Genomic DNA, 12,945 nt, shown 5'->3' on the forward strand with positions numbered 1-12,945 from the left:
ATGACAACTAAAGTACAAAGACTATTAGGAGCCCTGTCGATCATGACGCTACTGTCACCATCGACAGTCCTCGCACAGACCAAGAACACAGAAGTGCTTCTCGAGACAACCGCAGGTAACATCCGCATCGCTCTCTACGATGAGACCCCACAGACACGCGACAACTTCCTAAAGGTTACCAAGATGGGCACCTATGACTCTCTGCTCGTTCATCGAGTGATCAAGGACTTCATGATGCAGAGCGGCGATATCAACAGCAAGCATGCCAAGCCAGGAGAACTTCTCGGCACAGGCGACTACGACTACACCACAGAAGCTGAGTTCCGTCTGCCACAGATATTCCACCGTCGAGGGGTCGTGGCCATGGCTCGTGAGGGTGACAAGGAAAACCCAGAGAGGCGCAGCGCTGCCTGTCAGTTCTATATCGTTTGGGGAAAGATCTGCGACGACAAACGTCTGGACTATATCCAACAGAAACTAGATTCCATAACACAAGGAGAAGTGATACTGACACCAGAGATGCGGGAAGTCTACAAGACCATTGGAGGCACGCCCCATCTCGATGGGCAATACACAGTGTTCGGCGAGGTGACGGAAGGCATGGACGTGGTGGAAAAAATTCTGAAGACAGAGACAGACAAGAACGATCGCCCGTTGGAGGATATCCGTATCCTAAAAGCCTCTGTGACAAAGGATCTGCCACAGGCAGCACCTCAGAAGAAGAGAACGACCACCAGAGCCGTCGTCAGAAGAAATACACGGAAAAAATAGAAACAAAAAAAAAGCCGCTCAAGGGTCATCAACGACTCAGGGGCGGCACCAACAATCTATGAATAACTAAAAACCTTTTCTAAAAAAACGGAGTGTCACCACTACGTTTGTTATCCTTACTTACAAACCTTTTCTAACACCTTAGAAATACCTATCTCCAATCAAATTCAATAAACCTAAAACCTAAATTCTAACTAACTATTAACTCTAACTAACCTAAACCAATCTTTTACCTAAACTAATACCACTGTATCGTGTCTGTGTTTCTATTAAAGAGTCATCATCTCTGATTGACAATGCAAAGGTACGACGATTTTTGCAACCCACAATGGATTGCTATGCACTTTTGGCGAAAAAACGCATTTCTTTTGATGTATGTCAAGCGGTTGTGTGCGAACACAATCAATTTGTGTTCGATAACAGAACTTTTTTCACCTTATTCGTCAGTTCAATGAACTGGGGAATAGACAATTGCTCAGGGCGCAGAGTCATCATCTGATCCTCAAAGAAAGATGCAGGAGCAGGATGAGCTGCGTCGAACAACTGACGGAGGGAGACGCGCAGCATCTTACGCCTCTGGTTGAACACCGTCTTGACTACACGCTTGAAGAGCTGTTCATCACATCCCAGGTCGGTCACCTCGTTACGCGTCATACGGATGACTGCCGACTTCACCTTTGGCGGTGGATTGAACACATTCTCGTCAACCGTGAAGAGATACTCAACATGGTACCATGCCTGAATAAGTACAGAAAGGATACCATACTGTTTGTTACCTGGCTGCGAAGCGATACGGAGGGCGACCTCACGCTGGATCATACCTGTACAACAAGGTATCAGGTCTTTGTTGTCGAGCATTTTGAAAAAGATCTGCGAGGAGATGTCGTAAGGATAGTTACCCGTCAGCACAAACTGCTGTCCGTCAAAGACCTCACGTAGATCCATCCTCAGGAAATCGCCACCTATTATATTATTAATAAGACGCGGGAAGTTCTCATGCAGATAGGCCACAGACTCGCGGTCAATCTCGACCACCTTGAAAGGTCGAGGTTTCTCCACAAGATACTGTGTCATCACGCCCATACCTGGACCAACCTCCAAGACTGGCAGTTCTGGACAGGCGTCCACAGTATCGGCAATCGCCTTGGCGATATTCAGGTCAGTCAGAAAATGCTGACCAAGATTCTTCTTAGGTCTTACTTGTTTCATGGGTGCAAATTTAAGATAATTCGTGCGGAATACCAAACAAAAGCAGAAAAAAGACGGGCGGAGCTCACGCCCTACCCGTCTCTTCTATGCTTTCTTTGTTACGCTCTCAAGTTATTTTATGCCTAAGTTAATGTCGTTGTTCACCTTCACGGCTTCAGCAATACATACAGCAACAACAAATGTTACCAAAAATAATACTGTCATAATTAATTTCCTTTCTTTTAATTCTATATATGTTATCCTAAAACGATGCAAAGGTACAACTGTTTACGCACACAGCCAAGCTTTCCAAACACAAAAGCCAGGAAAACAGGCATTTAGTTGACAAGTATCAAGTGAGGCAAGATCTATCACCCCATGAAACGACCGTTCGGAAATATCCAAATAAATTTGGAATTTCGATCTCTTATTCGTACCTTTGCAGCTATGGAAACAAAGACCGTCGTCACCAATACTACAAAGATTGTCTTCCCCATCCTACTGGGTGGGGTCATTCTGTATTGGATGTATCGGGGTGAAGACTTCACCCGTCTTCAGCATGTGCTGACAGACGAGATGAATTGGGCATGGATGCTGTTGTCTTTTCCCTTCGGCATACTCGCACAGATGTTCCGTGGATGGCGATGGCGACAGACCCTGGAGCCGCTCGGCGAGCGCCCCAGGACCTCAACGAGCCTCTATGCCGTGTTCCTCTCTTATGCCGTGAGTCTGGTCATACCCCGTATCGGTGAGTTTACGCGTTGCGGCATCCTCAAACGCTACGATGGCATCTCGTTCTCCAAGGCCTTAGGGACCGTTGTGACAGAACGTGCCATCGACACCCTCTTGATTGGCGGCATCACAGGACTGACGTTACTGTTCCAACTGAGTGTGTTCGGCACCTTCTTCGACCAGACAGGTACCAGTCTGGACTCCATACTCCACAATTTCTCATTGACAGGTTACCTCGTCACTGCCGTCTGTATCGTGGCCATTCTGATCCTTCTGCATATCCTGCTTAGGAGTCTTAATATATATAGTAAGGTGAAAGCCACCGCCGGAGGTATCTGGCAAGGCATCATCTCACTGAAGGATGTCAAGAACCTGCCGTTGTTCATCTTCTACACGATAGGCATCTGGGGCAGTTATTTTCTGCACTACTACCTGACATTCTTCTGCTTCGACTTTACGGCACACCTGGGACTGGCCTGTGCGATGGTGACCTTCGTGGTCGGATCCATCGCCGTCATCGTGCCGACCCCCAATGGCGCAGGACCGTGGCACTTCGCGGTGAAGACCATGCTGATACTTTATGGCGTGGTCGACGAGCACGCGCTCTACTTTGTACTGATCGTGCACACCGTACAGACCATGCTGGTCGTGGCTCTTGGCATCTATGGCTGGGCCGCCCTCTCATTCACAAAACGTATAACCCCAAAAACAACATAGCTATGAGCGAAATCAAGAACCTGAAGCCGGAATGCATCTGGCGCAATTTCTACAAATTGACACAAGTACCCCGTCCGAGCGGACACCTGGAAAAGATCCAGCAGTTCCTGCTCGAGTTCGGAAAAGAGGCCGACGTTGAGGTCTTCAAGGATCCCGCCAATAATATCGTGATGCGCAAGGCTGCATCACCAGGAATGGAGAATCGCAAAGGAGTCATCTTACAGGCCCATATGGACATGGTACCCCAGAAGACACCTGAGTCGAAGCACAACTTCGAGACCGATCCCATAGAGCCATGGATCGACGGTGAGTGGGTAAAGGCCAAAGGCACAACCCTCGGCGCCGACAATGGTCTGGGCGTGGCCGCCATCATGGCCGTCATGGAAGATAAGACCCTGAAGCACGGTCCTATCGACGCACTGATCACTGCCGACGAGGAGACTGGCATGTATGGTGCCAACGACCTGCCCGAGAACGAGCTGCAGGGCGATATCCTGATGAACCTTGACTCCGAGACCTGGGGCAAGTTCGTCATCGGTAGTGCAGGAGGTATTGACGTGACAGCCACACTCGAATATAAGGAGGCAGAGACCGACCCTGAGGACGTAGCTGTGAAGGTAACCTTGAAAGGATTGCGCGGTGGTCACTCCGGACTGGAGATCCACGAAGGGCGCGCCAATGCCAACAAGCAGATGGCACGCTTCGTCCGTGAGGTCATCGAGACCGAAGAGGCCCGCCTCGTCAGTTGGCACGGCGGCAACATGCGCAATGCCATCCCCTTCAAAGCGGAGGTCGTGCTGACCCTGCCGAAGGAGAATGTAGACGATCTGAAGCAGACCGTCGCAGACTGGAAGGAACTCCTCATCGATGAGTTCAAGGGTATCGAGAGCGGTATCGAGTTCTACGTGGAAGACGTGGAGACACCGAAGACGGAGGTACCAGAAGAGATCCAGGACAATCTGATCAATGCGATCCACGCCTGTCACGATGGGGTGGTACGTATGATACCCAGCTATCCCGACGTTGTGGAAACCTCCAGCAATCTCGCCATCATCGATATCGAGAATGGCAAGGCTGCGCTGAAGATCCTTGCTCGCAGCAGTCGTGAGGATATGAAGGACTATATCGTCGACACCTTAGACAGTTGTTTCTCTATGGCCGGCATGAAGGTAGAGACGGCCGGAAGCTACGGCGGTTGGGATCCGAACCCCGACTCAGAGATTCTGAACCTGTTGCTGAAAGAGTATAAGGAACTGTTCGGTGAAGACGGCATCGTACAGGTGGACCATGCTGGTCTGGAATGCTCAGTCATCCTCGGCAAGTATCCTTGGTTGGATGTGGTCAGTCTCGGTCCCACGATGAAGTCGCCTCATACGACTACCGAGCGCGCCCTCATCAAGACCGTTGAACCCTTCTGGACGCTTTTGAAGAAGACACTTGAGGATATCCCGGTGAAATAAGAGAGCATATTAAGAGTTAAGGAAAAATGCACGACTCATGCATTTTCTTTAACTCTTAACTTTATTTTTCTTCGAATTTCTTTGTTTTGCGCTCGACTTTTCGTAACTTTGTCATCACGGATGACGAAATTACTCCGTCTTAGCAAAAAAAGAAAAGATTTTCTTTGTTTTGCGCTCGACTTTTCGTAACTTTGCACCCGATTAAACCAAATTATTAACAAAAATGGACGACTACCCGGCGGATAATTACAATTTGTAAAGGCGGGGGATAGCGAGCAAAGCAGCTAATCCCTTTGCCGCTAAATTGGCTAACAGCTTAAAAAGGATTAGCAAAATGAAGACTTACTGGAACACTGCAGGTGGACTGACCCAGCTCAACGAGTGGCAGCCCAATTGTTGGATACAGGTGACGTGTCCGACAGAGGAAGACCAGCATATGCTGGAGAAGCAATTCAATATTCCCGACTATTTCATGAGCGACATCAGCGATACCGATGAGCGTGCCCGTTACGAGTACGACGACGGATGGATGCTGATCATCCTCCGTATCCCCTATGTCAAGGAGATACGATCCAGGACGCCATATACCACCGTACCGTTGGGAATCATCCACAAACGCGACGTCACCATCACCGTCTGCTATTACGAGACGAACATGATGATCGACTTCGTCAGCTTCCAACAGAAACGCAACGTGGGTTTTACCGACCATGTGGACATGATCTTCCGACTGTTCCTCAGCAGTGCCGTCTGGTACCTGAAGCGCCTGAAGCAGATCTCCATGCTCATCGATAAGGCCAAGCGCAACCTCGACCGTGAGGTGAACAACGAGAGCCTCATCGGCCTGAGTCGTCTGCAAGACTCGCTCACCTACTTCCAGACATCCATCCGTGGTAACGAGAATCTGCTGTCGAAGCTGAAGTTCAAACTGCAGATCGACGAGCTCGATGCCGACCTGATCGAAGACGTGAACATCGAGATGTCGCAGGCCCGTGAGACCACCAGCATCTATTCTGACATTCTGGAGTCGACCATGGACACCTACAGCAGCATCATTAATAATAATATGAATACCGTGATGCGTACGCTGACGTCCGTCACCATCATCATGATGATACCGACCCTGATTACCTCTATGTTCGGTATGAACCTTATCAACGGCATGGAAGCGAAATCATGGGGATTCATATTCGCCATCCTGATTTCCGGAGCCATCTCTGGCATCGCGTGGTGGATTTTCCGACATAAGCGACTTGTATAAAAAGTGACTGAAAACGAGGAGTGAAGCGTAAATAGTAAATAGTTAAAAAAGTAAAAAACGTTGCAACTTTTTACGCTTCACTCTTCGCTTTTCACTTCTTTTTAGTAATTTTGAGCCCAAATGCGATGATGCGCCGCATCATTATACTGAATGTCAATAACTAAAAAGTTAAATGATGGACTCTCAAGAAAATGCCCTCGAACTGGGCAAAAACGAAGTAATCAAGGAAGAAGTTACCCCTCAGCAGGCTGAAGAGCCAGTAGCAGAGAACGCTTCTCAAGTAGCAACCGAGGAAGTATCCACACTTGCGGAAGAGCCAGCGGAACAGCCCCAGAAGGTCTATGAGACCAAGGCCGAGGTTCTGGCCCGTATCCAGGAGATTGCCCACGGCGACGAGGCGCCTCAGAAGGAGGAGGTAGACTATCTGAAGACTGTGTTCTACAAGTTGCACATTGCCGAGCGCGAAGCCAACCTGAAGGCGTATATCGACGCAGGCGGCGACCCCGAGCTGTATCAGATCTCCCCTGATGAAAAAGAAGAGGCCTTCAAGGCAGAGATGGGCATCATCAAGGAAAAACGCGCCAAAATCTTCAAAGAGCAGGAAGCTGAGAAGCAGGAGAACCTGACAAAGAAGCTTGACATCATCGAGAAGATCAAATCAATGATCACCACACCCGAGGAAGCCAACAAGAGCTATCAGGAGTTCAAGGCGCTTCAGCAGCAATGGCGTGAGATCAAGAACGTACCCGCAGAAAAGGCTAACGAGCTGTGGCGTAACTACCAGCTCTATGTCGAGCAGTTCTACGACATGCTCCGTCTGAACAGTGAGGCACGCGAATATGATTTCAAGAAGAACCTCGAACTGAAGACCGGTCTGTGCGAGGCAGCAGAGAAGTTGGCCGAGGAGGAAGATGTGATCAGTGCCTTCCACCAGCTACAGAAGCTGCATCAGGAATATCGCGAGATCGGTCCGGTATCCAAGGAACTGCGCGAGGAGATATGGAACCGCTTCAAGGCCGCCTCGACAGTCATCAACAAGCGTCACCAGCAGCACTTCGAGGGCATCCGTGCCAAGGAGGAAGAGAACCTGGCCCGTAAGACAGCTCTCTGCGAGAAGGTAGAGGCTATTGCCGCAGAAGAGAACAAGGGCAGCGGCGACTGGGAGAAGCACACCAAGGCCATTATCGATATCCAGGCCGAGTGGAAGACCATCGGCTTCGCACCGCAGAAGATGAACGTGAAGATCTTCGAGCGCTTCCGTGCCGCCTGCGATGATTTCTTCGGTCGTAAGGCAGAATATTTCAAGTCACTGAAAGATACGTTCAAGGAAAACGCAGACAAGAAACGCGCACTCATCGAGAAGGCCAAGGCCCTGCAGGATTCCACGGAATGGAAATCGACCAGCGACAAGCTCATCGCCCTGCAGAAAGAATGGAAGACCATCGGCATGGTTCCCAAGAAGTTGGGCGACCAACTGTGGGAGGAGTTCCTCGGAGCCTGCAACAAGTTCTTTGAGGCTCGTAATGCCGCCGGAGCCGGACAGCGTGGAGAAGAGCATACCAACCTCAGCAAGAAACGTGAGGTCATCGAGAAGCTCAAGGCTGTGGCCGAGGAGACGGGTGAGGATATCCAAGAGAAGGTGCAGAAACTCGTTGAAGAGTATAATGCCATCGGTCATGTGCCCTATAAAGAGAAGGATAAGATCTACGAGGAGTATCATGCCGTTCTCGACAAGCTGTATAAGGAACTGAACATCAGTGTGGCCAAGCGCCGTCTGAGCAACTTCAAGCAGACCATCAAGCAGGTGGCCGAGCGTGGCGAGAACGCCCTCGACAACGAGCGTTCACGTCTGTTCCGTCAGTACGAGGCCCTCAAGCAGGAGATACAGACCTATGAGAACAACCTCGGTTTCCTGAATGCCTCCTCCAAGAAAGGCAACAGTCTTATTGACGAGATGAACCGGAAGGTGCAGAAACTCAAGGATGACATGAATCTCGTCAAGGAGAAGATCAAAGCCATCGACGCAGAGAACAAGCAATAAGATAAAAGAAAAAGAGATTTCCAAAATGGAAATCTCTTTTCTTTTGTTGGGGTACTCGGACTCGAACCAAGAATGACAGGACCAGAATCTGTAGTGTTACCATTACACCATACCCCAAAATCAGCGCATCAGGACATCCTCGTCCCGTTTTGCGGATGCAAAGGTACTACTTTTTCTGGAACCGACAAAATTTTTAGCCGTTTTTTTATCAAAAAGAGATAAAAAGGTACTTTTCCACCCGTGTTTGCCCCCGCCGACCTTCCCATGACCAGTAAGCCTTGGATTGTAGCCGTATCCAGGAAATGAAAATAAATCCTAATTTATTTTGCATTTCACTCGATTTGCTGTACCTTTGTCGAATAAATCACATAATCATATTTAATGGAGCAAACAAAACCATCAGGGCGTAAAGCCACCTCACCCAGCGAGGAACTTGTCAAGACGATCACAGAAGCCATCCAGGAAAAGAAAGGAAGTAGCATTGTCGTTGCAGACCTCAGGAAAATAGAAGGAACCATCTGCCAATATTTCATTATCTGTCAAGGCAACTCGCCATCACAGGTCGAGGCCATCACAGAGTCTGTCAGCGACTTTGCCCGTGAGCGCCTGCATGAGAAGCCAGTCCATGTGGTAGGACTGGAGAACGCGCAGTGGGTCGCCATGGACTACAGCGATGTACTGGTTCACATCTTCCTGCCCGACGTACGCGAATACTATGATCTGGAACATCTCTGGGAAGATGCACCTCTGACCAGGATTCCCGACCTAGACTAAACAAACCATCCAAAACAATAACACAACAAAGAAAGAGCATATGGACAATAGGAACAATCAGATACCCGGAAACAACGGACCGAAGATGAACATGCCCAGATTCAACATGACCTGGATCTACATCCTCGCATTCGTTGTGCTGGGCCTACTCTATTTTTCCAGTGGCGGTCCCACCAACAGTAGCATCGCCAAGAACACCTCATACTCCGACTTCAAGGACATGGTCAACCACGGCTATGCCTCAAAGATCGTGATCAACAAGAGCGAGAGCGTCCTCAAGATGTATGTCAAGCCCGAACATATCCGCGATGTGTTCCATCAGGGCACCCAACAGACAGGCACCGACCCGTATCTGGAGGTGGAGTTCGGCTCCGTCGACCAGATAGAGCCGTTCATCGAGAAGGCCAAGGAAGAGAAGAAGTTCACCGGCGACCTGGTCTATGAGAACCAGAAAGACAACGGTCTGTTCACAACACTCCTCTACAACTTCCTGCCCATCCTATTCATTGTAGGATTATGGATCTTCCTCATGCGCCGTATGGGCAGTGGAGGCATGGGTGGCGGAGGCGGTGTCTTCAACGTCGGCAAGTCGAAAGCCAAGATGTACGAGAAAGGTGGCGAATTGGGTATCACCTTCAAGGATGTGGCTGGTCAGGCCGGAGCCAAGCAAGAAATCCAAGAGATTGTGGAGTTCCTGAAGAACCCGCAGAAATATACCGAACTGGGTGGTAAGATCCCCAAGGGCGCCTTGCTCGTCGGTCCTCCGGGAACAGGAAAGACCCTGCTTGCCAAGGCCGTGGCCGGTGAGGCCGGCGTTCCCTTCTTCTCGATGTCGGGTTCCGACTTCGTGGAGATGTTCGTTGGTGTCGGTGCCAGTCGTGTGCGCGACCTCTTCCAACAAGCGAAGACCAAGTCGCCCTGTATCATCTTCATCGACGAGATCGATGCCGTAGGCCGTGCCCGTAGCAAGAACCCCGCCATGGGCGGTAACGACGAGCGAGAGAACACACTGAACGCCCTGCTCACGGAGATGGACGGTTTCGGAACGAACAGCGGTGTGATCATCCTGGCGGCCACCAACCGTGCCGACATGCTCGACTCCGCCCTGCTGCGTGCCGGACGCTTCGATCGACAGATCCATGTCGACCTGCCCGACCTCAACGAGCGAAAGGAAGTGTTCAAGGTTCACCTGAAGCCCGTCAAGATCGACGACAGTGTCGACATCGACTTCCTGGCCCGTCAGACCCCGGGATTCTCAGGTGCCGATATCGCCAACGTATGTAACGAGGCAGCCCTGATAGCCGCCCGCCACGATAGTAAGTCGGTCAAGAAACAAGACTTCCTCGATGCCGTCGACCGTATCATCGGTGGACTGGAGAAGAAGACGAAGGTGATGACTGAGGCCGAGAAGCGCTCTATCGCCATCCACGAGGCTGGTCATGCCACCATCTCATGGTTTACCGAGCATGCCAACCCACTGGTGAAGGTCAGCATCGTACCGAGAGGTCAGGCCCTTGGTGCTGCCTGGTACCTGCCCGAGGAGCGTGTCATCCAGACCAAGGAGGCCATGCTCGACGAGATGTGCTCACTGCTTGGCGGTCGTGCCGCCGAAGACCTGTTCATCGGCAGCATCTCCACCGGTGCCATGAACGACCTGGAGCGCGTCACCAAACAAGCATACGGTATGATCGCCTATGCCGGCATGAGCGATAAGCTGCCGAACGTCTGCTACTACAACAACACAGAGTACCAGTTCCAGCGCCCCTATTCCGAGACGACAGCCAAGACGATGGACGATGAAGTGCTGAAGATGATCAACTCGCAATACGAGCGTGCCAAGAGCATCCTGAGCGAGCATGCCGAGGGCCATGCCCAACTGGCACAGCTGCTGATCGACCGTGAGGTAATCTTCGCCGACGACGTGGAGAAGATCTTCGGCAAGCGTCCCTGGACCAGTCGTGCCGAGGAGCTGCTCGAGGCTCAGCAGCGCGCCGACGCCGAGCGCATGGCCGAGGAGCGCGCCCGTCAGTTGGAGGCCGAGGCCGCCAAGAAGCAAGAGACGGAAGCAGGCGAAGAGAACAACGAAGAAACCAACAGTAAGGAGTAAGATATGAGGAATTTTATCGTCAGAACCATCACGGCGGTATTTTTCGTGGCCGCCATCGTAACATGTTTCCTACGTCCGGAGGCCATGGCGTTTCTCTTTGCCGTTGTCACCGGACTCACCATCTGGGAGTTCACCGGACTGGTCAACGAGAGAGAGCACGTCGCCATCAACCGTCTGATCTGCACCGTAGCCGGCGTCTACTTCTTCCTGGCCATGATGGGCTACAATAGCGGCATCACATCCTCCGGCGTGTTCATCCCCTACCTCATCTCCATCATCTACCTGTTGATTGCCGAGCTCTATCTGAAACAAGAGGATCCCGTCAGCAACTGGGCCTATACGATGATGAGTCAGCTTTACATCGCCCTGCCGTTCTCCCTGTTGAATGTGCTGGCCTTCCGTGCCGTGGGCGATGGCATCTGCTACACCTATCTGATACCCCTCTCCGTGTTCGTCTTCCTCTGGATCAACGACACCGGCGCCTACCTCTGCGGTTCCCTTCTGGGCAAGCACAAGCTGTTTCCGCGCATCTCACCGGGAAAGAGCTGGGAAGGCTCCGTCGGCGGCGGCATCCTCGTGATGGTCATCGCCGTATTGGTGTGGTACCTCACAGAGCAGTATGGTGTCAACGACCTCCAGCTGAGCGCCGTCGAATGGGCCGGTCTCGGACTGACGGTGGTTGTTTTCGGCACCTGGGGCGACCTTGTGGAGTCGCTCTTCAAGCGTACCCTCGGCATCAAGGACAGTGGTCACATCCTTCCCGGTCACGGTGGAATGCTCGACCGCTTCGACTCGTCCTTGTTGGCCATCCCCGCAGCCGTGGTCTATCTCTACACACTGGCCATCCTATAAGACGACACACATACCAGAATAAGCAGGCGGTTTCTCTTGAGTGAGAAGCCACCTGTTTTTCATATGATTACCTATATGCCCTGCTGTGATATATCTTTACAAATGGGTGCACATAGCTTGCGTGGTGGGCAGGAACATGGGAATGTGGGGCGTAGACGCGAGTTTTGGGTTGTTTTTATAATTAACTGATAATAAGATGATTACGTCTACACGAGAAAGGGGTGGGATTTTACGGTCATGGAGATAGGGTCTATGAGTCGTGGAGATAGGGTTCACGAGTGTAAGAGATAATCTCTATACCCTATAAGGGATTATCTCTTTCTCTCGTAAGTGCCATTCCTTACAGTCGTGGAACCTATCTCTTCAACTGTAAAGAGGCATCCCTACCCGGAGTAGGGTCGTTCTCCACTCCAGATAGGTCGAAAGTATACCATAATAGGGCAAAAAGGGACTATAAGAGGCCCCTTGGTTTTTCTAGTTCGCAACTTCTGACGAACACTTTTTTAGGCACTTTTTTAGGACAAAACGCCACCGAAGACTTACTTCCTGTCGTAGCGGACAGCAAATGTCGGCTTATAGGTGTTCTCCACGGTGAGCGTGATGAAACCACCGTCGGTCTCAAACTTCGCCACCTTATGATCATCGCCATGCTTCGGCATGTTAGGCCAGCTGCCCAGCTCTTTCTCGAACTGGTCGCGCATCTGCTGCCAGAGTTTCCGGGTACTGTCGTTGGTAGAGATCTTGTAGTTCTCCTGCAACGCCACCAGCTGTCCCTCCTTCTGGGCAATCGATATGCGATAGTTCGTGCTGGGGTTGGCCATCACGACCAGACCACTCGCAGAGTCCGACTTGGCGGAGTCTACATAAAAACCACGAGCCTGCATAGAGTCGCAGAAGGTCTGGAACGGCAGTCCCATGGACAGACCACGATACGACAGTTCTTTCTTCTCCCCACTACAAGCGCACAAGGCGGCAAATGCCACGATCGCAAAAATAATCTTCTTCATCGTTGTCAATCATTTGTGATTTCGCGACAAATTTA

General features: G+C 50.9%; 10 protein-coding genes and 1 tRNA gene. 8 read left to right on the forward strand and 3 right to left on the reverse strand.

The genetic code is table 11. The features are described 5' to 3' along the window. A complete protein-coding gene (locus tag BLU99_RS08325; RefSeq protein WP_091900970.1) occupies positions 1-771 on the forward strand; it encodes a peptidylprolyl isomerase in 771 nt (256 codons plus the stop codon). Between the two features lie 402 nt (positions 772-1,173). Here the strand turns inward: BLU99_RS08325 and rsmA are convergent, their stop codons facing one another. Beyond that, entirely contained in the window at positions 1,174-1,980 is an 807-nt protein-coding gene (rsmA, locus tag BLU99_RS08330; protein WP_091900972.1) for a 16S rRNA (adenine(1518)-N(6)/adenine(1519)-N(6))-dimethyltransferase RsmA, read from the reverse strand. Between the two features lie 426 nt (positions 1,981-2,406). Between rsmA and BLU99_RS08335 the strand changes: the two genes are divergently transcribed. The 4 genes from BLU99_RS08335 (at position 2,407) to BLU99_RS08350 (ending at position 8,170) form a co-directional block, all read left to right on the forward strand. After that, positions 2,407-3,408, forward strand: coding sequence for a lysylphosphatidylglycerol synthase transmembrane domain-containing protein (locus tag BLU99_RS08335; protein WP_091900974.1), 1,002 nt, complete (start codon positions 2,407-2,409; stop codon positions 3,406-3,408). Positions 3,409-3,410: 2 nt separating this feature from the next. Further along, a complete protein-coding gene (locus tag BLU99_RS08340) occupies positions 3,411-4,868 on the forward strand; it encodes an aminoacyl-histidine dipeptidase (RefSeq protein ID WP_091900976.1) in 1,458 nt (485 codons plus the stop codon). A gap of 334 nt (positions 4,869-5,202) precedes the next feature. Further along, on the forward strand, positions 5,203-6,129 hold the full coding sequence (locus tag BLU99_RS08345) for a magnesium transporter CorA family protein (protein WP_091900978.1): 927 nt from the start codon (positions 5,203-5,205) through the stop codon (positions 6,127-6,129). A 172-nt stretch (positions 6,130-6,301) separates the two neighbouring features. Beyond that, positions 6,302-8,170 (forward strand): DUF349 domain-containing protein, encoded by a 1,869-nt coding sequence (locus BLU99_RS08350; RefSeq protein ID WP_091900980.1) that lies wholly within the window; start codon positions 6,302-6,304, stop codon positions 8,168-8,170. 46 nt (positions 8,171-8,216) lie between these two features. Here the strand turns inward: BLU99_RS08350 and BLU99_RS08355 are convergent. Next, positions 8,217-8,287, reverse strand: a tRNA-Gln gene (locus BLU99_RS08355). A gap of 264 nt (positions 8,288-8,551) precedes the next feature. Here BLU99_RS08355 and rsfS point away from each other — a divergent pair. From rsfS to BLU99_RS08370, 3 genes are read left to right on the forward strand one after another with little or no spacing between them, the layout of a single operon-like run. Further along, entirely contained in the window at positions 8,552-8,944 is a 393-nt protein-coding gene (gene rsfS, locus BLU99_RS08360; RefSeq protein WP_091900982.1) for a ribosome silencing factor, read from the forward strand. Between the two features lie 40 nt (positions 8,945-8,984). Beyond that, positions 8,985-11,051 carry an ATP-dependent zinc metalloprotease FtsH gene (ftsH, locus tag BLU99_RS08365; RefSeq protein ID WP_091900984.1) on the forward strand — a complete coding sequence of 689 codons (2,067 nt, stop codon included), beginning with the start codon at positions 8,985-8,987 and terminating at the stop codon, positions 11,049-11,051. A 3-nt stretch (positions 11,052-11,054) separates the two neighbouring features. After that, positions 11,055-11,903, forward strand: coding sequence for a phosphatidate cytidylyltransferase (locus BLU99_RS08370; RefSeq protein WP_091900986.1), 849 nt, complete (start codon positions 11,055-11,057; stop codon positions 11,901-11,903). 539 nt (positions 11,904-12,442) lie between these two features. On the opposite strand, the gene BLU99_RS08375 is transcribed toward BLU99_RS08370, so the two are convergent. Further along, complete coding sequence (locus BLU99_RS08375) at positions 12,443-12,910, reverse strand: membrane lipoprotein lipid attachment site-containing protein (protein WP_091900988.1); 468 nt, start codon at positions 12,908-12,910, stop codon at positions 12,443-12,445. Between the last annotated feature and the right edge of the window lie 35 nt (positions 12,911-12,945).

This window comes from Prevotella sp. lc2012 (assembly GCF_900107065.1).
GTDB lineage: Bacteria > Bacteroidota > Bacteroidia > Bacteroidales > Bacteroidaceae > Prevotella.

Excerpts from the sequence above, each read along its gene's own strand:
- BLU99_RS08325 (WP_091900970.1), top strand. The coding sequence starts at position 1 with ATGACAACTAAAGTACAAAGACTATTAGGAGCCCTGTCGATCATGACG.
- rsmA (WP_091900972.1), bottom strand. The coding sequence starts at position 1,980 with ATGAAACAAGTAAGACCTAAGAAGAATCTTGGTCAGCATTTTCTGACT.
- BLU99_RS08335 (WP_091900974.1), top strand. The coding sequence starts at position 2,407 with ATGGAAACAAAGACCGTCGTCACCAATACTACAAAGATTGTCTTCCCC.
- BLU99_RS08340 (WP_091900976.1), top strand. The coding sequence starts at position 3,411 with ATGAGCGAAATCAAGAACCTGAAGCCGGAATGCATCTGGCGCAATTTC.
- BLU99_RS08345 (WP_091900978.1), top strand. The coding sequence starts at position 5,203 with ATGAAGACTTACTGGAACACTGCAGGTGGACTGACCCAGCTCAACGAG.
- BLU99_RS08350 (WP_091900980.1), top strand. The coding sequence starts at position 6,302 with ATGATGGACTCTCAAGAAAATGCCCTCGAACTGGGCAAAAACGAAGTA.
- rsfS (WP_091900982.1), top strand. The coding sequence starts at position 8,552 with ATGGAGCAAACAAAACCATCAGGGCGTAAAGCCACCTCACCCAGCGAG.
- ftsH (WP_091900984.1), top strand. The coding sequence starts at position 8,985 with ATGGACAATAGGAACAATCAGATACCCGGAAACAACGGACCGAAGATG.
- BLU99_RS08370 (WP_091900986.1), top strand. The coding sequence starts at position 11,055 with ATGAGGAATTTTATCGTCAGAACCATCACGGCGGTATTTTTCGTGGCC.
- BLU99_RS08375 (WP_091900988.1), bottom strand. The coding sequence starts at position 12,910 with ATGAAGAAGATTATTTTTGCGATCGTGGCATTTGCCGCCTTGTGCGCT.